At 35.0% G+C, this 21855-nt stretch carries 24 protein-coding genes, 1 pseudogene and 1 other annotated feature; of the genes and pseudogenes, 7 read left to right on the top strand and 18 right to left on the bottom strand.

Features of this window, described 5'->3' with window-relative positions; all coding sequences use genetic code 11:
• Positions 1-299: 299 nt before the first annotated feature.
• Both Q3V31_RS21355 and Q3V31_RS21350 read right to left on the bottom strand, forming a co-directional pair.
• Positions 300-599 (bottom strand): hypothetical protein, encoded by a 300-nt coding sequence (locus Q3V31_RS21355; protein WP_329767074.1) that lies wholly within the window; start codon positions 597-599, stop codon positions 300-302.
• A gap of 15 nt (positions 600-614) precedes the next feature.
• Positions 615-1697 (bottom strand): annotated as a pseudogene (locus Q3V31_RS21350) (cytoplasmic protein).
• A 58-nt stretch (positions 1698-1755) separates the two neighbouring features.
• Between Q3V31_RS21350 and Q3V31_RS21345 the strand changes: the two are divergent.
• On the top strand, positions 1756-2127 hold the full coding sequence (locus tag Q3V31_RS21345; protein ID WP_000728342.1) for a DUF1433 domain-containing protein: 372 nt from the start codon (positions 1756-1758) through the stop codon (positions 2125-2127).
• 154 nt (positions 2128-2281) lie between these two features.
• Here Q3V31_RS21345 and Q3V31_RS21340 read toward each other — a convergent pair whose 3' ends face one another.
• The 3 genes from Q3V31_RS21340 to Q3V31_RS21330 form a co-directional block, all read right to left on the bottom strand.
• Positions 2282-2527, bottom strand: a complete 246-nt coding sequence (locus tag Q3V31_RS21340; protein WP_329767069.1) for a YusU family protein — start codon at positions 2525-2527, stop codon at positions 2282-2284.
• A gap of 48 nt (positions 2528-2575) precedes the next feature.
• Positions 2576-2878: an MTH1187 family thiamine-binding protein gene (locus Q3V31_RS21335; RefSeq protein WP_001018862.1), complete on the bottom strand. Its 303-nt coding sequence runs from the start codon at positions 2876-2878 to the stop codon at positions 2576-2578.
• Positions 2879-2955: 77 nt separating this feature from the next.
• Complete coding sequence (locus Q3V31_RS21330; protein ID WP_329767040.1) at positions 2956-4956, bottom strand: methyl-accepting chemotaxis protein; 2001 nt, start codon at positions 4954-4956, stop codon at positions 2956-2958.
• A gap of 208 nt (positions 4957-5164) precedes the next feature.
• On the opposite strand from Q3V31_RS21330, the gene Q3V31_RS21325 reads away from it, so the two are divergent.
• Complete coding sequence (locus Q3V31_RS21325; RefSeq protein ID WP_000939474.1) at positions 5165-5923, top strand: TrmB family transcriptional regulator; 759 nt, start codon at positions 5165-5167, stop codon at positions 5921-5923.
• A 31-nt stretch (positions 5924-5954) separates the two neighbouring features.
• On the opposite strand, the gene Q3V31_RS21320 is transcribed toward Q3V31_RS21325, so the two are convergent.
• The 7 genes from Q3V31_RS21320 to Q3V31_RS21290 all read right to left on the bottom strand — a co-directional run bounded on the left by Q3V31_RS21320 (position 5955) and on the right by Q3V31_RS21290 (position 13490).
• Positions 5955-7565, bottom strand: coding sequence for an MSCRAMM family protein (locus Q3V31_RS21320; RefSeq protein ID WP_329767039.1), 1611 nt, complete (start codon positions 7563-7565; stop codon positions 5955-5957).
• A 297-nt stretch (positions 7566-7862) separates the two neighbouring features.
• Positions 7863-8027 (bottom strand): hypothetical protein, encoded by a 165-nt coding sequence (locus Q3V31_RS21315; RefSeq protein WP_000312822.1) that lies wholly within the window; start codon positions 8025-8027, stop codon positions 7863-7865.
• A gap of 79 nt (positions 8028-8106) precedes the next feature.
• The gene (locus tag Q3V31_RS21310) at positions 8107-9291 is read right to left on the bottom strand and encodes an MFS transporter (protein ID WP_142319571.1); all 1185 of its coding nucleotides are present in this window, start codon (positions 9289-9291) and stop codon (positions 8107-8109) included.
• A gap of 108 nt (positions 9292-9399) precedes the next feature.
• The gene (locus Q3V31_RS21305) at positions 9400-10713 is read right to left on the bottom strand and encodes an APC family permease (RefSeq protein ID WP_098271645.1); all 1314 of its coding nucleotides are present in this window, start codon (positions 10711-10713) and stop codon (positions 9400-9402) included.
• A 64-nt stretch (positions 10714-10777) separates the two neighbouring features.
• Positions 10778-11014, bottom strand: a binding site (T-box leader).
• Between the two features lie 288 nt (positions 11015-11302).
• Complete coding sequence (locus tag Q3V31_RS21300) at positions 11303-12265, bottom strand: hypothetical protein (RefSeq protein WP_329767037.1); 963 nt, start codon at positions 12263-12265, stop codon at positions 11303-11305.
• 129 nt (positions 12266-12394) lie between these two features.
• The gene (locus Q3V31_RS21295; protein ID WP_329767036.1) at positions 12395-13177 is read right to left on the bottom strand and encodes a membrane protein insertase YidC; all 783 of its coding nucleotides are present in this window, start codon (positions 13175-13177) and stop codon (positions 12395-12397) included.
• A 28-nt stretch (positions 13178-13205) separates the two neighbouring features.
• Positions 13206-13490 (bottom strand): hypothetical protein, encoded by a 285-nt coding sequence (locus Q3V31_RS21290; RefSeq protein WP_000394940.1) that lies wholly within the window; start codon positions 13488-13490, stop codon positions 13206-13208.
• Positions 13491-13764: 274 nt separating this feature from the next.
• Between Q3V31_RS21290 and Q3V31_RS21285 the strand changes: the two genes are divergently transcribed.
• Positions 13765-14658, top strand: a complete 894-nt coding sequence (locus Q3V31_RS21285; protein ID WP_000530031.1) for a YitT family protein — start codon at positions 13765-13767, stop codon at positions 14656-14658.
• Between the two features lie 110 nt (positions 14659-14768).
• On the opposite strand, the gene Q3V31_RS21280 is transcribed toward Q3V31_RS21285, so the two are convergent.
• A complete protein-coding gene (locus tag Q3V31_RS21280) occupies positions 14769-15290 on the bottom strand; it encodes a GNAT family N-acetyltransferase (protein ID WP_329767031.1) in 522 nt (173 codons plus the stop codon).
• Positions 15291-15750: 460 nt separating this feature from the next.
• Here Q3V31_RS21280 and Q3V31_RS21275 point away from each other — a divergent pair, with 460 nt between their 5' ends.
• On the top strand, positions 15751-16137 hold the full coding sequence (locus Q3V31_RS21275; protein WP_001077772.1) for a DUF3938 domain-containing protein: 387 nt from the start codon (positions 15751-15753) through the stop codon (positions 16135-16137).
• A 235-nt stretch (positions 16138-16372) separates the two neighbouring features.
• Here the strand turns inward: Q3V31_RS21275 and Q3V31_RS21270 are convergent, their stop codons facing one another.
• The 4 genes from Q3V31_RS21270 to Q3V31_RS21255 form a co-directional block, all read right to left on the bottom strand.
• On the bottom strand, positions 16373-16513 hold the full coding sequence (locus Q3V31_RS21270) for a DUF3985 family protein (RefSeq protein WP_000404783.1): 141 nt from the start codon (positions 16511-16513) through the stop codon (positions 16373-16375).
• 96 nt (positions 16514-16609) lie between these two features.
• Positions 16610-17692 (bottom strand): M50 family metallopeptidase, encoded by a 1083-nt coding sequence (locus Q3V31_RS21265; protein WP_083583352.1) that lies wholly within the window; start codon positions 17690-17692, stop codon positions 16610-16612.
• 13 nt (positions 17693-17705) lie between these two features.
• Complete coding sequence (locus Q3V31_RS21260; RefSeq protein ID WP_083583353.1) at positions 17706-18419, bottom strand: DUF3169 family protein; 714 nt, start codon at positions 18417-18419, stop codon at positions 17706-17708.
• The gene (locus Q3V31_RS21255) at positions 18403-18624 is read right to left on the bottom strand and encodes a helix-turn-helix transcriptional regulator (protein WP_000776149.1); all 222 of its coding nucleotides are present in this window, start codon (positions 18622-18624) and stop codon (positions 18403-18405) included. Before Q3V31_RS21255 ends, Q3V31_RS21260 begins: the two co-directional genes overlap by 17 nt.
• 263 nt (positions 18625-18887) lie before the next feature.
• Between Q3V31_RS21255 and Q3V31_RS21250 the strand changes: the two genes are divergently transcribed.
• The gene (locus tag Q3V31_RS21250; RefSeq protein ID WP_002077813.1) at positions 18888-19580 is read left to right on the top strand and encodes a hypothetical protein; all 693 of its coding nucleotides are present in this window, start codon (positions 18888-18890) and stop codon (positions 19578-19580) included.
• A gap of 42 nt (positions 19581-19622) precedes the next feature.
• On the opposite strand, the gene Q3V31_RS21245 is transcribed toward Q3V31_RS21250, so the two are convergent.
• On the bottom strand, positions 19623-20237 hold the full coding sequence (locus Q3V31_RS21245; RefSeq protein WP_000455363.1) for a DedA family protein: 615 nt from the start codon (positions 20235-20237) through the stop codon (positions 19623-19625).
• 415 nt (positions 20238-20652) lie between these two features.
• Here Q3V31_RS21245 and Q3V31_RS21240 point away from each other — a divergent pair, with 415 nt between their 5' ends.
• Positions 20653-21096 carry a DUF3978 family protein gene (locus Q3V31_RS21240; RefSeq protein ID WP_000388748.1) on the top strand — a complete coding sequence of 148 codons (444 nt, stop codon included), beginning with the start codon at positions 20653-20655 and terminating at the stop codon, positions 21094-21096.
• 29 nt (positions 21097-21125) lie between these two features.
• Positions 21126-21587: a L,D-transpeptidase gene (locus tag Q3V31_RS21235; protein WP_329767024.1), complete on the top strand. Its 462-nt coding sequence runs from the start codon at positions 21126-21128 to the stop codon at positions 21585-21587.
• Positions 21588-21855: the final 268 nt, after the last annotated feature.

The raw sequence follows: 21855 nt of genomic DNA, 5'->3' as shown, positions 1-21855 counted from the left end.
CAAATATGCCGGGAATTTTTTTCGACATTTATAAAAAACGGGTTTACTAGGCAAAAAATAAGCATATCGAAAATATTCGACATGCCTATAAAACCCTTTATATTCCATGTAAATTATATGAGGATATTAATGTCAAGAACAATATATGTTTCATATTCATCAATCATCGTGACTTTGAATATCTACCTAAAAAGGGATGCAATGACTAGCACTTACAATTAAATATACCCTTTTACAGTAAAACCAACTTTCTATGTAGATTAAGACTCATTTTATATTTTGCATATAGAGGATATTAATTAATATTTTGGCCCCATCATCATAAACTGATTGGCAAAACTGTCTACACTTCTTTTATATCTTTCTAAATCACCTTCTATATTTTGAAATTGATTAAGTACATACATTAATTTATCTTCAGTTTCACTTAATCTTCTTTCAATTTCGCTTGCAGTGTTCCCTTTCCAATTATGAGCTAATAATGTTTTGATAGAATATAGTTTGATTTTGTGATTTTCTAAATCTGATAAACACTCAGCTAATTGATTGGTTGCCCCTTGTACATCTAAAGAATGTTGAATAACATCATAGTTTTTCATGCTATTTCCTCCTATTTAGCCTTCATTATCCACCCGTTCAAATTCATTTGCCTTTTGATAAATAAAATCTGATGTAGAACGTAGAGATTCCACATAGTTTCTTTGGAATTGATTTACAGCATACGTGATTGTAGGGATTAAATTACCATCTACACTAGCCGGTGATTGCTGTAATACTTGTATAATCTTTGAGCTGGCTTCCACGATTTTTTCGTTAATATGATCTATTTCACGTTGTAAATCTGTTGTAATGGCTTGAATATCCTCAACTTTCAGGTGGATTTCTGTATTCTTAACTTGGCGAATAACTCCATGGGGTTCGGCTACTAACATCGGACTTCCATCAGAGTGGAACATTCCTTGAAATGTATCCATAGGGTGTTCTGACATAAGTAAAAGACCCAGTACACCATGAGAAGTTCCATTACTTTTTACAACATATTGTTTACCAATCGGATTTGCACCAAATTGTTCAAAATTCCCTACAGCATCTTTTTCATGTGTATAATCAACAGCCTTATGATCCATTACACCTTCATCTACACGTTTTTTTGCTTCATCACTTAACAAGCGATAAATATTAGGTGCAGCATATGTTGTCGCATAAAAGTTTCGTTCAGCAGCAACAAAATCAGCTTCCGCAGCTCCTTTGCTATGTCCAGTCGTATGAACAGAGATTGGTTTGTAGGTTTCGTTCACTCTGTCTACAAATTCTAGTGAACTATCAAAAGAAGTCGGGAGCTTTTGGATGTCTCCCCCAACAGCTCCCCAGTTATCTTTCATTCCCATTGTGATTTGGAAAGTATCCGTAGATAAATCACCATCAAACTTTCCAAATTCCGTTCCACGAAAAGAATAGATAATATTATCATATTGCGTTTTATCTGGGTCATAATCCTTGGCAGGTACAACAGCAATAGCTTGCAGGCCATTTTTTGCTTCGTTTTGATTGGTATCGATGGATTCAATTACTACCCATTTTTTCCCTTAACTACCTTTTATTTCAGTACCCTTTTGCAAAACGTCACCATAAACTTGATCTGCTAATTCAAAATAATCTTGATCTGTCGCAATAGGATTTTTTTGAAATTCAGTCATCTTTCACCACTCGTTTCATGATATATTTTAATTATATTTTAATGCAAGGAGATTCCAAATGAAAAAGAAATTGGTAATTACATTAACCATTATTTGTATTATAGCAGGAGGATATATTGCAATGAAATATGTAGAGAAGAAAAAACAAGAAGAGCTGTTTTGGAAGAAACAAGAAGCACGAGTGGAAAAGTACATTCGTTATAATGTAAAGGATGTGAAATCTATTACATTTACAAAAAGGGAAATAACCCCTATGGGCATTCCACATATAAATGGATATATAAACCAAGATGACAAATTATGGTTTATAGCTAGCGTCAGTACTACAAAAGATTTTGAGGAGCAGCTTACACGTTCTGGAGAACTGGGAAAACTTATAAAAGATCCTGAAAAATCTGTATCCGAAATAGAAAAAGAAGAAAAAAGATAGAGCATGAATTCAAATCAGCATTCTTCCAAGAACATACGAAATAGCTGATTAAACAATTGAAGAATGCATTTAATTTTATAATGAGGAATCGATCAAAAAATGCACAACCTTTTCTCAATATTGTATTGAGAAAAAGTTGTGCATTTTATTCTTTTTATCCTTCAGTTCTCTTCTCTTCATTCATTTTTTTAATATCCGTAATTAACTTCACCATCTCTTCTTTCGCATCTGGATACGTCTCATTCCAGTGCTTTACTAAAGCCGGCATCGTCTTAGCTATGTAAGAATACAGTGCCCACTTCTGCACCTGTTCTTTTCTCTCTTCATTGCTCTCTCCGAGTAATAGTTCCGTGTATTTCTCTAACAACCCGTCAAATTGTTCGTTAAACTTTTCACTCATCTTCTTTACCTCCTATATGAAAAAAGCAGCGAAGATCGCTGCTTTTCCTTATAATTTTGATCGAACAGAGTTTAATTTTTTCTCCATTGTACTTACTTTATCACGACGATCATCGATACGAATTGTTGTTGCAACGCGCTGTGCACCTTTCGTATATGGAACTTCATGCATTTGTTGAATTACTTCTAGAATGACAGGAAGATCTCCTTCAATAACTGTATTCATTGGTGTTAATTGATACTTCACGCGATCTGCATTTTTCTCAAGCACCTTTTGTACTTCTGCTACATACTCACTAACACTTGGATTACCTGTTCCTACTGGAATAATCGATACGTCAACAATTGCCATAGTAGTCTTCCTCCTATAATCGTTTCTTATATATCCATTGTCTATTTTACCGAAATACGCAGCATTTTACTAATTTGTTATTCCTCTATTTTAAATTGCTCAACCAATCTTTCTAAGTCTCTCATATGCTCCGTCAAGCTTTCCATCGTATGAGCTACCTTTTCTAGATGATTCACTTGTGATTCAGTTGCAGCATTTACCTCTTCAGAAACAGCTGCACTTTCTTGACTCGTACCAGCAATCGTATGCATTACCGCTGTAATTTCTCCTTGCTCGTGACCAATGTTATTTACCTCTTCTACGATTTGTTCCACTGAAGTACTAATCGTATTAACAACTGACATAATTGTACGGAATTCTGCCTCTGCCTCTGTCGTAACTTTATTTTGTACATCTGCAATATCTTTTAATTTACTTATAACTTCTACAACTCGTTTTACCTCTACTTGTACATCGCCAATCATCGTTGCGATTTCTCCTGTTGCCTCTTTCGATTGTTCCGCTAACTTTCGAACTTCTTCAGCAACAACAGCAAAGCCCTTACCTTGCTCACCTGCACGTGCTGCTTCAATCGAAGCGTTTAAAGCTAGTAAATTCGTTTGATCCGAAATACCCTTTATAAGCTCTACAACATTTTGAATGGATCCAACCCTTTTCTCTAACTTACCGGATGCTTCTTCCGTATGAACAACGATAGAAGATGATTGTGCTCTTGTACGAACTAAATTCCGCATCGTATTTAATCCTTGCTTAGACGCTTCTTCCGCCTTGCCAGTCACTCCCTTTATTTCACCAACGGAACCATTCATTTCTTCCATCGATTTCGCCATATTTTCAAGTTGCGCTGAAACCTTATCTACACTATTAGCAAGAGTAGATGCGCCTCCGCTCACATCATCCATTGCACCTGAAACTTCTCTACTAGCCGCTACCGTTTCATTCGTTAAATAATACAGATTGTGAGTTGATTGCTGTACTGTCGATACACTATTTTTAATTTCACTTACCATTTCATTCATTTGCTCAACCATATGATTAAAGTGCGTCGTAAGCGTACCAACCTCATCTTTACTTGTCACCATCATTTGGAGTGTTAAATCACCTTCCGCTACTTTTTGAACGTGATTTGTTAATAGTTGTAATGGTCTTGCTAATCTTCTTGAGAATATATATGACGCAACTATTCCAATTAATAAACTTATACACGCCATTAAAATAACCGTATTCCTTGTTTCTACAAGTAAATTATCAATTTCCTCTTTCGGATATACAATCCCTACCTTCCAGTTCATCTTATTAAAGGTTTGACTATACGCAACTACATCTTTCTTATCTAGTGTCGTTACTGCAAATCTCGTTTCACCTTTATTTAAACTTTTCACAAGTGGTTCTTTCGAAACATCTTTCCCAACTTTCCCCGGATATACAAGGGCAATATGTTTATCATTTACGATAAACATTTCCCCACCATTGTTATATTGAATATTATGGAGTAGTTTTTGAAGTGTCCCTAGCGATACGTCCATTGCCATAACTCCTAATACTGATCCATCTTGACCAACAACAGCCTTTGAAACTCCGATACTTAGCTTGCCTGTCGCAACTTCATAATGTGTTTGTCCCCAAATAATAGAATTCGTATCTGCTTCTGCTGCTTTATACCAAGGGCGACTCGTCGGATCATATCCTTCTGGAATCGTCCCACCATCTGCAATATTTGCACTGAATGTCTTTTTATCTTTCGTCCCAATATATACGTCTAAAATATCGGGGTGGGATTTTTTAAAATAGGAAAACTCCTTTAATATAGAACTTTCTTCTTCTGGCGTAACTCCATCTTGTAACATATTTTGAATGCTATAATGGCTCCCATAATACCCCATGCCCTCTTCAATTTGCTGCATAAATGCATTTAATTGCTCTGTCACAAGGTCCATCGTATTTTTAGAATGCTGGTCTAAGGAGTGCGTTTCTTTTTCTTTTTGTAATTGATACACACCTGTACCTAATATTACAAACATCATAGAAATAAGCACCGAAAACACTACTGCAATTTTTAAACTTAAACTTCTCAACATCTTCCCTCAAGCATCTCCTTCTCGATGAATTATAATTCTATTAATTACTATATTAAGTATAATGGATAAATATAAAAGCTCAATCTATATAGTATAAAAAATTAAAATTTATTCTCATTTCAATCAGCTTAGTTATTATCTCAACACTTGTGCAAAAACAAATAGTTCATTATCCTTAACATATAATCTCATTCGTTCGGAGGGAACTATGCTACAAAAATTCGGTTTCTCACAATATGAAAGCCAGGCCTATGAAGTTGTCGTATCAAGCAACGAACCATTAGATGCAACAACTATCGTTAAACATTCAGGTGTTCCAAAAGCAAAAATATACGAAGTGTTAGCACGCCTCATTGATAAGGGGATGGTAATGGATTCTGTTTCAGAAAAGAAAAAGTTGTATACAGCATTACCACTCAAGCTAGCAATTGAAAAATTAACGACAGAATTCCAATCTAATATTAAAGAACTTGAAAATAATATTTCTAAAAAGTCATTTACAGATGACCGCGTTTGGAGCTTAAAAATGCAGTCTTCTATTAAAGTACAAAGTAGGCAACTTATAGAAGATGCAAAAGAATCTATACGCATATCCGCATGGAACGATACCCTTTTAGAATATCTTCCTTTACTAGAACAAAAAGCAAAACAAGGCGTCCAAATCGAGTCCCTCATAGTTGGAAAAGTAGAAACAGACTTAGAAAACATGCATTTTCTAATCCCAACTGAAGAACCTAACGCATTAGAGCGCTACTTACTACTCATCGTTGACGATCGTGAAATTTTATTTGCTGGTGTAGAGCAAGAATCATGGCAAGCGATGAAAACAATGTCACAACCTTTCGTGAAGTTCTTTACGGAGTTCTTCTATCATGATGTTGCACTTGCAAAGATTACCCTGAAACACCATGATCTCTTTATGGAAGATGAGGAAATTAAGAGCTTGTTGATGAAGTTGAGATACTAAAAAAAACGCCTCTATTTCAAGGCGTTTTTTTCTACATTTCTTTTCTATTTTTCATTCTTAACACATAAGCACCAGCAATAATAAAACTAATTCCTAAAACGAATAACGACGTAAATTCATTACCGACGCCACCAGTAGCTGGTAAACGAACTTCATTATGAGTATTAGGTTGTTTTACTGGCTTCACATCAGTGGAAGGTTTCACTTCTCCACTCGGTGTTGGCTTATTTGGCTTAGAAGGAAGTGATGCCTTTTCTTCTTTCTTATTTTTCACAATATGTTTAATAATTTCTCCATCCTCTTTTATTTCAAATGCGAATGTCTCTTCATTTATTACATATCCATTCGGTGCTAATGTTTCTTTATACGTGTACTTTCCGTATGCTAGTTTGAATTTCGCTACACCTTGCTCATTTGTTTTTCCTTTTACTACTTCTTTTCCTTGTTCGTTATAAATTGTAAACTCTGCATTTGGCAGTTTCGTATTTCCATCCGCTACATCTACTTTCGTTATTTCTAATTCACCTTTTAGATTTTCATTTTTCAACTCTAATACAGCTGTTTCACCAGTTTTCACTTCAATCTTTTTAACACTTTCGTCTAACACATATCCAGCTGGCGCTTGAATTTCTTTGACGCTATATATACCAATTGGAAGATTACCTAGCTCCGCAACTCCCTTATCATTTGTCGTAACATTTTGTTTAAAGTTTTCATTAGAGACTTCAAACACAGCTCCTTTTAATAATTCCTTTTTTTCTCCTAATTTCATAATCTTTAAAGAGCCTACTGATTCCCAATTTACAGCTAAATCTGTACTGATTTTCTCACTATTTCTTTGTAACAATACCGTTGTATTTTGAACTTTTCCCGAGCCTTTAAAAGCTATTGCTTGTAAATTTGTTAAAGTAGACTTCACTTTCATTTTAAAATTTCCACTACTCGTATCTTTCGGGATTAATATTTTAAATTTTTCGTTAATTTGTAATGTACTTTTCTCTTCTCCATTTTCATTTACAATTCGAAGTCCTTTAGGAGCATTTTCAGGAAGAATTGTATAAGAGCCAGAAACCGCATTTGTTTGCACTGCATAAAACCCTGTTTCTAAATAGTCACCTTTTTGTGTAGCAGTTTGTGGATCTACAGGATTAACTTCAAAAAACACATCTTGTGATCCAGTTGTATTTTTTGAAGCTTCTACTAACTTCTTCATAAGATTATGTACTCGTTCATTTTTTGCAACTAAATCTTCTTCCGTTAATTCATTTGCTGCAATCCATACTGCTAATTGTGTCGCATAATGCGCTTCTTCTACTGTCGCTACACCTAATTCAGATGGGCTTTTTTGAGGATATCCATTTAATAAAACACGATATACAGCATCAGATGTTTTTCCCATTTCAGGCAAATCATCCCCATTGGGAGAACGTAAATCAGGCGTTAAACAATACGCAATACTACCCGAAGCCGTTTTAATTATCTCTGTCTTTATTTCACGCTGTTTCGAATTACTATAGCTCCAATCCATTTTATATGTGTCTCTGTTCATTACTTCTGCCTTCACTTGTGGCATTGCAATTCCTAATAAAATAATAAGAGCACTTAAAAAACTAAACCATTTCCCTACCATCTTTCGTTTCATTCTCTCCACCACCATATTTAAATTTCTACATGAAGCAATCTTACTGTTTCATTGTACTTATAGTAAAAAAAAGAGAATAGTTGGTTTTTTTGTAGTATCTTGTCGAATTGTTGAGAAATTCAAACGGATAAACTGCGAATTTTGAATTTCTCATTCTCATTTGACTATTGATAAATAAAGATAATTTGCGCTCAGCCCTTTAAACATAATAAAAAGGCACTTTCAAAAGTACCTTTCAAATTTGCTAAAATTGCATTTCTTTATATCTGCATATAATTATTTTCAAAATAACTACTATTACTTATTCTTCTCCTTTATCTCCATCAACAGTTCAATAATTTTCTCATTTTGCTCCACTTGTTTCTCTGAATTTTGATAGATGAAACGAACCCATCTAAGAACAAACACGACTATAACTATCGGTAGTAGTGCCAATATAGCTCCAACTAAATCATATGCCATTTTCCATCACCTCGCCATATACACCTTCTCCATTTCCCTACTAAAACCTGCAATTTTTTACAAAACAAAAAAGAACCTATCAAACGATAGATTCTTCTTTCGCGAACTGAGTAGAGCGTCCTCTCGTAATAGAGAAAATCGCACAAAGCAGTGCCAATATAATAAAAACGCCGCCTACCCAAGCGTTATATATAACAGATGATTTCTCAATAACAACTCCGCCCACTGTTGAGCCAAGTGCAATTCCTAAATGAAGTGCAGAGTTATTTAAACTTTGCTGAATACCAGCTGATTCTGGCGCAATTTCAATCAAATAGTTTTGCTGTGCTGGCGAAATTGCCCAGCTCAGCATACTCCAAAGTCCCATCATAATAATGAACAGCGGGAATGAGAATGTCATCATCGGCAACATAAAGATTGCACATGCAAATACGATAATGATGGAAATAATACTTTTCTTCGATCCCCATTTATCAGCAAGCCAGCCGCCAAGGCCACCTCCAAGTACCGCTGCAATTCCGAAAATGAAGTAAAATACACTAATCCAGTTCGCTTCCACATGCATCACATCTTTTAAAAATGGTGTTAAGTATGCATACAGTGTTAAATGACCTGTTAAAAATAAAAATGATGTTAACTGTGCACTTACAATTTTTTTATCCTTTAACGTAGCAATTTGTTCTCTTATTGATAATACCGATGTTGGTGGTACTTTCGTTAAGAATAATGAAATACAAGCAATCGCCATAACCGTTAATATTGAAATTAACACAAATGGCGCACGCCACCCATATGCATTTCCTAGCACAAGACCTAGTGGTACTCCAAGTACGAGTGATCCACTAATCCCCATGAAAATGATTCCAATTGCACGCGCACGAAAATGCGGCTCTACTACACTAGAAGCAAGTGTTACTGACAGTGCAATAATAAGCGATCCACCCGCTGCACAAATGACCCTTGAGAACATTAACATTCCGTAATTCACACTAAATGCCGAAACGATATTTCCGATTAAGAAAATCGATAATGCCCCAATGTATAATGTTTTTCTTTCAAACTTCCCTGTTAATGCTAATAAAACTGGACCTGACAAAGCAAACACTACCGAATATACGGTTATAAGCTGACCAGCTGCGCTAATCGATACTCCTAAATCATCGGCAACTAAATCAAGCGTTCCTCCTATAATTAGCTCAACCGTTCCGACTACGAAAGCCGCGATAGCTAAAATATACACACGAAAATCCAAGACTTTTCCCACACTTTCTTTTAGGTTACTACCGCTATAGTAACCTAAAAGAAAAATGGACGCAAGTATAATTTTTTCGCAATAAAAAGGCAGGCGTATAATACGCCTGCCCTTCAAACATTAAACTCCAGTTTTTTTCTTCTTATTTAAGTACCAATACACCGGAAGTCCAGTAAATACCATTCCAATCGATAAGAAACAACTTACCGGATCGTTAATAATCGCACTTCCCAGTACAAACAATGACCCTAAAATCGCAACGATTGGTACAATCGGGAATAACGGTACACTATATGCACGCTCTTTATCCTTGTTACGTCTTCTTAAAATGAAGACACCAATAAACGTCATTACGTAGAAAATATAAATAATGAATACGGAAATCTCAGATAGCTTATTCGGATCACTAATAAGCATTAAAATAATTCCTAATATGATTTCAACAGTAATCGCATTCGCTGGTGTTTTAAATCTTGGGCTTTCCTTTGCAATAAACTTAGAAAACGGAAGGTGTCCACGCTCTGCCATCGACATCGGAATACGTGGGAATGTTAAGATCTTTCCATTTAAACAGCCGAAAATAGAAATGATAATACCGATACTAATAATTTTCCCGCCATATTCTCCAAGTAACATGCCCGCAGCTGTCGCTGTTGCATTTTCTCCAAGATCTACAATTTTCGCTGCTGGTAATACATTTAATAACGCTAAGTTAATTAATACGTAAGCAGCTGTTACAATTAAAATCCCAACTGTCATTGCCTTCGGTAATAATTTTGTTGGGTTCTTCATTTCTCCGCCAATAGAAGCGAGTAAAATCCAACCATCATAAGCAAATAAAGTTGCCAAAATTGCCATCCCGATACTTTGATTTTCTGATATCGGTACAACTACGTTGAAGATATCACTATTCCCTTTCCAAAACCCTAACACAACAATTAATATAATTGGAATCATCTTCCCAACTGTCGTAACGGTTTGAACGATGCCTCCATATTTTGTTCCCATACTATTTATAACGCCTAGGAACACAACTGTTCCAATTGCAATTGGTAAATTCCAGACTTTATCTAAATAGAAAAAATTAATCATTAAAGAACTAAAGTACAAACCTAACGTTCCAATAATAGCTGGACCATATACAATCGTTTGCATCCAGCCAGATAAATACCCCCAAAAGCTTCCGTAAATCTCCTCTAAATACGTATACAACCCACCATTTTTCGGAATCTGCGCTCCAATTTCGGCTACTGTTAAACCACTTGCTAACGTCAACAGACCACCAATTATCCAAGCCCAAATAGCCATATTAGAACTCCCTGAGTAATCTAATACACTCCCTGGTTTCATAAACACACCAGACCCAATAATAGTTCCTACTACGATAGAAAGTGCCACTGTTAAACCAATTTTGTTTTTCTCATCATGATGCATGCTGCATATCCTCCTTCCAATTCTAGTGTGATGCAAAAATGAAATAAAAAAACACTCCTCCCTAAAAAGGGACGAGTGTTGTATTCGTGGTTCCACCCTTGTTTCAATTCGCAAAGTGACACACTTCACCAATTTCTCAAGTCTAAATAACGGTTTTTGCCGGCAAGCAATTACTAGATATCCGTTCACTGCTGCAGTTCAGAGGGGGTAATCGATTTTCCCGTATTAGGAAGCTCACAGCCAAAGGCTTCCCTCTCTGAGAATCGTAAAAAATTGATCATGTCCTCATCATCACTTCTTGATGTCGAATTTTGTAGTTATTTCCCATTATATTGAATTGTTAGAAAAAATCAATATATTTTTTATATAACATAAGAAATATTTCTCTTCTTATATTATAACAGAAGCTACTTTATTTCTCTAATCTCCTCTTCCACGAACGCCATAAGATCGTAAATGGAATTATATCGATAATTCGACAAAAACGACAACGATATCACCCTAAATACTAAAAGGAGGCTGTTCCAAAGACAGCCTCCTCGCATACGTACCTTTCGGTTGCCCACACGGAAGATACGACATAGTTCAATTATTTATCTTCTTTTTTCATAAAAAACTTATGGTGCGGTAAATCAACATTCAATTCCTCTAATTGTTTCTTTTCATTTTCTAAAATTGCTTTCGCTTTTTCTTTTGTTGCCTCATCTAATCCAGTAAAGATGTCTTCATGCTTCTCTTTCTCTGGAAGTTTTACACCTAGCTTTGTTAATTCTTCTTTTGCTTGCTCATGTGTTAATTTTCCGGACTTTTCTTGTTCTAAAATCGACTTTGCTTTTTCCTTTGTTGCTTCATCTAAGTTAGCAAGCATGTCTTTATGCTTACCCTTCTCTGGCATTTTCACGCCTAACTTTGTTAATTCCTCTTGCGCTTGTTCACGTGTTAATTTACCAGATTTCTCTTGCTCTAAAATTGATTTTGCTTTTCCTTTCGTCTGATCATCTAATCCCGCAAACATATCACCATGCTTACCCTTCTCTGGCATTTTCACGCCTAACTTTGTTAATTCCTCTTGCGCTTGTTCACGTGTTAATTTTCCGGACTTTTCTTGTTCTAAAATCGACTTCGCTTTTTCTTTCGTCACTTCATCTAGGTTCGCGAACATTTCCTTATGCTTACCCTTCTCTGGGAATTTCACACCTAGTTTTGTTAATTCCTCTTTTGCTTGCTCACGTGTTAATTTCCCAGATTTCTCTTGCTCTAAAATCGACTTCGCTTTTTCTTTCGCCTGATCATCTAATCCCGCAAACATATCTTTACGTTTTTCTTTCTCTGGAAGCTTTACACCTAGCTCCTCTAACTGTTTCTTTGTATCATCCATAATCGTTTTTACTTTTTGTTTTGTAGCGTCATCTAAATCCTGCTTCGCCGTTTTTGTAGGTTGCTCAGCCGCCGGAGTATTCGTTGCCGCAAATGCTGGTATACCCACTCCTCCTATAATTCCAAATGATAAAGCACCTGCAATTGCTAAATACCCAACTGTTTTCTTCTTCATAGGAAATTTCCTCCTTCATATTTCTAAAGCATGTACACTTTCGTATACAATGCCAATAGTAATGTTGGTTTCTTAAAATTTCCTTAACGATGTAAATAAAAAACACCGCTCATCATGAGCGGTGTTTCTCTATGCATTTTGTAATTGTACTTCTTCACGCTCCATTACTTTTCTTAGCACAATTGTTTGTGTCATTGTAAATAAATTACCTGTAATCCAATACAGCACAAGTCCTGATGGCGCCGCAAATCCCATAAATAGAATCATTGCAGGCATCATAATTTGCTGTACTTTTAGCATCTGTACTTGCTCTCCAGGCGTTATATTTGATTGGAACACCTTCATTTGAATAAATGTTGTTAACGCTGCGATAATCGGTAATACATGATATGGATCTGCATGTCCTAGGTTCACCCATAAAAATGAAGATGTACGAATCTCTTCAGTTCGGCTAATCGCATAATACAAAGCAGAGAAAATCGGCATTTGTATAAAGATTGGCCAGCACCCAGCTAACGGATTCCAACCGCCTGATTTCATTAGTTCTGACATTTCTTTTTGATACTGTTTTTGTTTTTCAAGATCTTTACTCACATCACCGTGTTTCTTTTTCAGCTTCTGTAATTCAGGTTGCATCTTTTTCATTTTCATTTGACTGCGATATTGCGAAACAGCTAATGGAATCATCGCTGAACGAACAACTAGCGTAATAACAATGATAGCAATCCCGAAACTTCCACCAGGTATATGATGAGCAACAAATTGAATCATAAACGAGATTGGATATACGAAATAATGGTTCCAAATTCCCGTACTATGTGAATCAATTGTGCCTGCATTACTGCAGCCAGATAAAACAAAAACAAGTAATAATGATAAACTAATGAGCGCAGCTCGGTATGATTTTAACATGTTCATTCCTCCAATGTTTCGTAATTAATTAGCGAAACATTGGTGTATACGGACCTACCTCGTCACTCTCTCCGCTCGATTCTTGTCTACGGACAGAACGAATCATTCCATATTTATAAAAAATAGAGAAAAGCGGTACATTTCCTATACCCTCTTCACACGTATCAACTAGTTTAAAAGCTCTCTGTCTACCGCTCGATGCTTGTTGACGTACAAAGCGAGAAACATTAGCAAGAAAAAAGACTTCTAATACACAAAGCGCTGTCGTTACAAACGATATATATAGAATTGCATCCTGCAATAAAAATTCCATCGCTTCACATCCTTAATAAAGTCATTTTAGCATATTCAGCAAACATTCTCTATTTCCTTTTGTTCTCAAAAGTTTTTTTGCATATTTTCTCAAAAAATTATGCTAGAAAACCAATGTATTCGCTTTCTTTAGTATATTCACACGTATCTTTGAATAGGTTTAATTTGTTAGAAATTTATAAAATTTTTGCATTATAATAAAACTATTGCCAGTTTTTGAAAAAAGCTTTATTCTCTTCTTGTAATCAAAAATGAATATGGAGATGAAACATACTATGGGTCAACTAGGAGACGCCGATTACGTTCCCGACACCGCCTTTTTATCCTTCCCAGCAGCTAAAACATTTCATTTAGAATTTATCATACAGTTAGTTGTTATTTTTATAGCTTCTATTTTGTATGCAATTTCTATGAATATGTTTTTTATCCCGCATAATATGATTAGCGGTGGATTCGCTGGTGTAGGGATGATTATCGGTTATTTAATGCACTACAATATCGGAGCACTTATCTTTTTACTAAACATTCCGCTTCTTATTTTAAGTCACTTTTACTTAGGTAAGAAGACAACCTTTTTAACGGCATACTTTGTGGCTGTATCATCTTTAGCGATGAACATTATCCCAGTACACCAAGTTTCAGACGATATTTTACTGTCTTCTGTATTCGGTGGTGTCATCTGCGGTGCTGCCTCAGGAATCATATTCCGATTTGCTTCTTCAACAGGTGGTTTTGATGTTGTTGGATTGATTGTAGCGAAACATCGCGATGTTTCAATTGGAGCAATCATCTTTGGATTCAACTTAATCTTACTTGTTGCAGCAGGATTTATTTTCGGATGGGATATTACACTTTATACGTTAATTAGTCGGTTTGTAGTCAGCAAAGTAATTGATGCCGTGCATACAAAACATATTAAATTAACGATAATGACAATTACAGAAAAAGGTGAGGAAATAAAAAGCTCACTATTACATCACGGCATACGCGGGGTGACAATGGTAGATGCTGTCGGCGGCTATACAAACCATAAGAAAAAAATGATTTACACTGTCGTAACTCGCTACGAGTTGGGCGAAATGAAACGTATTATCCGCCAAGTGGATAATAAAGCATTTATGAACATTACTGAAACAGTTGAAATTGTCGGCCGTTTCAAACGTATATAAAAAAGGTTAATACATGAAAGGGCATAACATATTAGCCATATATAATATGTTATGCCCTTTGTTATTTAACTAACGCACCCTTTAGCATAATAAAACCACTAAGTTTATTACTACAAATCGGAGGATAGCATTCCATATATAATACTATCTGTCCATTCATTTTTACTCCAAAAATCTTGTATGAAATGGGCTTCCTTTCTCATGCCTATTCGTTCACACAATTTTTGTGAAGCTGTATTACGTGCATCAAGATTAGCTTGTATACGATGTACATTACATTCATTAAATAATTTAAATACCAAACTACTTACTGCTTCTGTTGCCAAACCTATCCCAGCTACTTCATTTGAAAAACTATAACCAATCTCAACAGTGTCTTTCATATTTGTATACCATACGGATAAGTCACCAACTACTTTAGTCTTATATATAACTGCCAAACTTAATATTGATTCTTTAGTAAGTACATTGTTTGCTAGCTTCTTATTAAACCTTTTCTGCATGTCTTCATGAGTCCACTTATTATGTAATAGGAACTTACATGTATCATCATTATTATAAATAGCAAATACATCCTGTAAATCAGTACCCTTAAAAGGTCTAATTATTAATCTTTCTGTTGTGATCTCCAAGTTAGCTCTCCTCCTTTTCATTCATACTACAAAACATTTTTATAGTATTTAAGTCCCCTTCTTATATCCCACCTTGATTACATATTTCATCATAGTAAATTAAAATCCTTCTTCCACTAAACTGCACCGTTAATGGGAATTCCTTGCGATTTTTATTTTTTACACTTATTACAAAATCAGATAATTCTATTATTGTGGCCCTAAATGTGTTATAATGAAAGCAGACTCACAAAAAAAGAGTATATAGACTTGGAAGTTTCTCTTATTTTTACAAGCAAAAAGAAACGAGCAGTCAGGTATATTTCAGACACCATACACGTAACGGTTTAAAAAACCGATCATCTTAGTTATTCTTCCATGATCTTTTTATAAAAAGATACGTACAACTAAAATTCACTTCAATATACTATACCTACCTTTTTGACTTCCAAATCATCTTATTACATAAGGAGATGAACATATGAATCAATATATAAGATATACAATAGCTGTCCTGTTTGCTATTATCGGCGGAACAATCTGCTTCTGGACAAACACTCAGCTTGGAGAGAATATCATTTTTAATGGAATCGAAACCCTTGTAAGCGCTTCAATTTTAGGTGGATACATTTACTTCCTCTTCAATCCAGAAGAAAATGCTCAAAAAACAATGTTATTAACAATGATCGGAATCGTTGGCGGATGCATTTCCTACTCAATGACAAACTATACATTACCACTTCAATTAAGCTCAGCTTTCTTCCACGGTCTTTGGACTTGGTTCATTGCATTCTGCCTAGCAGATGTATTCAACCTACTACAAGATCACGAAGAAGAAAATGGTCAACAAATTGAAAGCAACTCTTAAGCTGGAAGATATTCTTCCAGCTTTTTTGTTTGTTATCCTTCCCTGTTCATACCCATCATCAAAATAAAAAGAAGTTACCCCCACGGCAACTTCTTTTCCACATACCCCATCCGGTACTTACTGGAATATATCAACGATTTTTCAAATATATCGATCGTTTCTCCACTTATATCGGCGATTTTTTCATTATATCGACTTACCGACATCCTTCGACACTCAAGGCGTACAACATACCCTATCCCCCAAGTAATTTACTGCCGAACTCTACGATTAAAAAGATAACTAATAGGATCGCGAGTATCTTTAATGCTACATATGCTACTTTAAAAACAGCATAAATGAGCAAGACTATTAAAATAATCGTTAAAATTTCCATCTAGAATTCCTCCAAGCTTTGCTCTTCTTACCTCATTTTACTCGCCCCAAGCTTTTTACGGAACGGCAGAAGATTACATATAGAAAAGAGGATACCTCACCCATCGTAAGATACCCTCTCCTTCAGCCGCTCAAACCATTCTCTCTCCAGTTGTAAATATCCCAATTCACTCTTCTCAGCGGTCTTCAACTCTTTATCTGCTTTCTTCATATAAATATGGAATGCTTCTATGTCTTGCTCTAAATATTTGATAATTCCTTGTGCGCGGTAATACCCATGTAAGTCTAGCCTTGTAATGGCCTTTGCATGATTCTTCGCTTCTTGCAGAGAAAGACCTTCCTTTTGATACAGTACTCTATATAAAAGATACCAACTATGAAAACTACCAACAAAATATTTATTCTCTTTTGTCACAGGTAACTGCACAATTTTCTCTAAATACACTATCGCCTTTTCCATTCCTTCTTGATCAGCTCGGGCATAAAAGACGAGCATAAGTCCACTCATTATCTCGCTTATACTTTTATCCTCTTTTAATTTTTCCTCACTAAGCTCTATTAATCTCTCATCCCAATCTTCTGGTCTTTTGTAACTAAATAACTCACTCGATACTTGAATCGTGTATAAATGCTCTCTAGCCTTTTCATCATCTTTAATTAAAATGAGAAATTGCATGCCATCGCTTAGTAGCGTTCCCTTTATTGGAATTGCTGTGACGACAAAGATTGCAAGGTGTAACACTGAAAAGTATAAAAGCATGTGGTAATAACTCACCATATATATGTAACCTGATACAATGCAAAATACGAAACTCGTTAATGGTCCGCTTAAAGTCATCCAGGCCCATTTTTTTGAGAGGTTCGGTGTGTATGTGGAAGGCGGTACTAACATTGCGACGCCACCAACATACATCCATATTTTATTTTCTCGAATTCGTATTTTTCCCTTTTCTTTTTGAACAGTAATAGGCCCTACTGTCATAAACTTAAATTTCAAACCACCCATCAAACCGAATATTACATGCCCTAATTCATGAATAGCTAACACAAGCAATGCAATCCCGAAAAAGGCCCATATTTCTATAATTTGCTGTACTTTTTCTATTCGAATGAATCCGTATAAAGCGGAGCAAACGAAGGCAACGAACATTGAAAAAGCAGGTCTTTTTAAAATGTCCACCGTTTTTCTCCCCTTAATAAATCATTTTTCTATGCATTTCGTACATATATGTTCCAACATGTAAAACCCAAACAAATGAAATCATAATGACCATAAAGAAGTCTTTTCCATCTAAAATTGCATACGCAATCGCCACCAACCACGCACAAGCAAGTGTCATATTTGTATATTGATATGCCTTATATCCCGCTTCATGAACAATTTGCTTTTGCCCTTCATCTGCATTCTTTGCCCACATTTCCATTGACTGAGAATACGTAACACTCTGTTCTGGATATAGAGCGTTATACCTTTTCCTCATTACAGATCCTAACCAAGTTATAGCAATAAAGCACACTGTAGATACCACAATACTTACACTAACAAAGAGCAAGTTCCCCTCACTTGTATACGTTCTATAAAAAGCGATAACTGAGCAAACAAACCATGATGGAATAACAATTTCCATTACTCTAAAATAAATAAGCGCTATCCCTAATCTTCGTCCCTTAACATTTTCTTCTTCATCTTTCGTTTGTGCGAGCGCTCTTGTACGCTTCCAAATATAATATATAATCGCTACGCCAAATACACTCACCATCACGACGCTAATAACAGGAGATATTTTGCTAGTACCCGCTGTTGCAATATCCCCTACTACATACCCTATAAACCCACCAAAAATTGCTCCTACTAACAACTTCAATATAGCCGTCATTTTCCCATTCCCCTTACTCCCCATCTCCATCTTCCCCCTCCACTAACATAAATATCTCCTCCACCGGCGCTCCAAAAATTTGTGCGATTTTTAGCGATAACACAATAGATGGCGCATAATCCCCACGTTCAATTAAACTAATGGTTTGCCGTGATGAGCCAATCGCTTTACCTAACTCACCTTGTGATAAACGATGCTTTGCTCGAAATTCCCTCACCCGATTTTGAAGCTTCATATTTTACCTCTTTTTCTTTTATTTAATTAGAATTGTAAATAATATCCTGTTAAATGTCAATTATCATTGTCATTTTGACATAGATACATGTCAAAAATACATATATATTATACTAGATATAACGTATATAATAATTTTTAAGAACTACATAATTGAGGTGTCTCATGGATAAAAGAATGGTCTTTCCTTATGCTCTTATTAAACTTTCAGCGGCCTGTTCTCTCTTTTTTTCTTTTTTATTATTTTTCTTTATAGGAAGTGATATGAACTTCTTTAAAACTTCCGCATACTTAACTGGATTTTTATATAATTTTTGGTTTTACCTTCTTTTCTTCTACGCGATTTTATGCTCGCTTGTAATTGACAAATTAAGTTCAAAACATAATAGCACGCCAAGAAAAGTTTTGCTTTATATTCTATCTGGTTACTTATTCTTTCTTCCATTGCATATATACAATGGGGGAGATATTATCCTAACTCTCATAATAGGATCTGTAGGAGCAATTTGTTCACTTTTCTTTTATTTATGTACATGTATAGCAAATAAATCAAAATGGTTTCGATATGCGACCGCTATTATCATTCCTATTTTATTCATCGTAATATGCTCTATTGATTTTACAAAAAAAGAAAACTGGGTTGAGCACAGTACAAAAAATGCATTCGAAGCGGAATTCTCGTTTTTTAACGGCACACATAAAATACCCGTTTATGTAAAAAAGGGAGAAACACTTGAAGTTAACGTAAACTTCCTTATTACTGAAAATAGCGCCTATCAAGGTTATAGCACTTACTTTTCTAGTGAATTTAATAAATATGAACCCCTTTCCGAACTAAACGACGATACGTATGAACTTTCCCCTAGTAAAACGGGAACATATTATATAGTAGTGACCGGTTACGGTATCGAAGGAAAAATAAAAACAAACTGGAAAATAAAAAAGGCAGTGCCCTAAAGCACTGCCTTTTCTAAAATCTGACATAGAATGGATTCCATATTAACTTGCGTTTTGTAAAAATACTCGTTTTAGTTGCTTGCGGAAACGAACACTTAACGTAATTGCTACAATGACAATAGCTCCGAAAATAATTTTGCCGATATGATCTTCCAATAATCCGAAAATATCATGTAAGTTACCACCTAACCAGTAGCCACCGATTAAGAAGAATGATACCCAGAATAAAGCACCTGAATAAATTGTAATCGCAAAACGGCGAAACGGTAAGTTAATGATACCTGCAAAGTATCCTGTAAAATGACGTACTCCAGGAATGAAGAAACCGATAAAGATAAGGAAATATCCGTATTTATCAAACCACATTCTCGTTAAATCAATTTTTCTTTGTGTTAAAAATACATACTTCCCATACTTTTGAACAAAAGGCATACCAAGCTTATTCCCTAAAAAGTATTGAATCGTCATTCCTACACTTGTCCCAATAAAGGATAGGATAATTAAAATAGGTAAGCTTAGATCACCCTTCTGTGCTAAAAATCCCGCATATGCTAATGTTGGCTCTCCCGGAAACGGAAGCGCAATATATTCTAACAGCAAGCCTACAAGCACTACATAATACCCGTATTGCTGAAATAATTCATGAACCCATTCCATGTCATCTCTCCTTTCAATCACGTACAACTTCTTACTATATATTGTATAAAAAAATTGTCGAAATAACTATCGCAATAGCTTACATTTTTATTACATTTTTGTAAGGCTCACACTAACGTTTTCTGTTCTTTATTTAATTATATAAATTATCGCTTTAAAACGAGATGACACCTATCTATTACACTGGATAGGGACATTAATATACAAAATTTATCCAGTTTTTAACCCTCGGAAATCACCTCATTTTGTTCTCTATAAAAAACCATAACAAACTCATACTAACTTCATATTAGCTTCATATACGTATTGTAAGATTATATCGGAATTTGTTGAATACTTTTACTACTATATTACCTAAACATTAAATTGAATAAATATAAATCGCTTTCTGAAAATGAAAAAAGGGAGAATAGGAATGGAAGCTTATAAAATGCACGATTTTATTAATACCAATATTGAATCTCATCCAAATGAAACGATTTTTAACTTACACATATGTGAAACAAATGAATTTGACGTAAGTTTAACAAAATCTACAACGCTATCCTTTATCATTTCTAAAAAGAATATTAAGATTGTCACGAAAAAATGGATTAATTCTAATCACGAAAGCATGATTGGAAAAAGTTATATCATTCCAACTAAAGCCTTTCATTATTTCTTACCTATCATTTCTGAAACAGAAGATGAAATGAACATTCAAGTACAGAGCTTTGGGCTATACGGCGAGCTTCTACTAAATGAAAGATTACTTATTGATAAAAATAACAAATATAATGCAAAAATCGCCAATTTTTTTGAATCACTAAATGAAAACGTACATCAAGCATTACGCGGATTACAAATTCGTTGTATATAACACTACTAAAATAGTAAAAGGAGAATATAATGAAAAAATTACTAGTAACTATGATGTTATCGTTAGGTTTTTTAACTGTTCCATATATGTCTGCAGAAGCAGCTTCAACTAACGAACAGCTTATCGTTGACACGAAATTAAATAAAATGGATTTCTATCAAAATGGAAAGTTTATAAAAAGCTTCTCTGTCGCTACTGGCAAAGTTGCAACGCCTACACCAAAAGGTACTTTTCAAGTGGTAAACAAAATTAAAAACCGTCCTTATTATAAAGGACATGTTAAAGGCGGCGATCCACGTAATCCACTCGGTGATCGTTGGCTCGGATTAAATATGGCAGGAACATACGGAACAACGTATGCAATTCACGGCACTAACAATAATCAAGCGATTGGTAAAGCTACAACACTTGGCTGTATTCGCATGTATAACAATGATATACATTGGTTATTTGAACGTATCCACGATCGTGCCACTGTCACTGTAAAATAACATATGAACCAGATTTACATGTAGCCAAGAATTTTATATCTTGGCTTATTTTATTTATTCATTTACAGTAGCGAAACAACTATACTTGCATATATAATGAAAGTAGACTGCACTAAATAGCATCGAAACATCGATACACATGGATATTAAAATTAAACAGTTATAATATTTTATAACTGTTACATTGCACACTATAATAGAACTACTGTGATTCTGAAATATTCAGTTCCAATAAACAATTCCCCTTGCTACTTTTATGATTACTTTA

The sequence above is a fragment of the Bacillus nitratireducens genome (genome assembly GCF_036320425.1).
GTDB classification, from domain to species: Bacteria; Bacillota; Bacilli; order Bacillales; family Bacillaceae_G; genus Bacillus_A; species Bacillus_A nitratireducens.
Note: the sequence above shows the minus strand (reverse complement) of the source record. Positions and strands in the feature narration are given on the sequence as shown.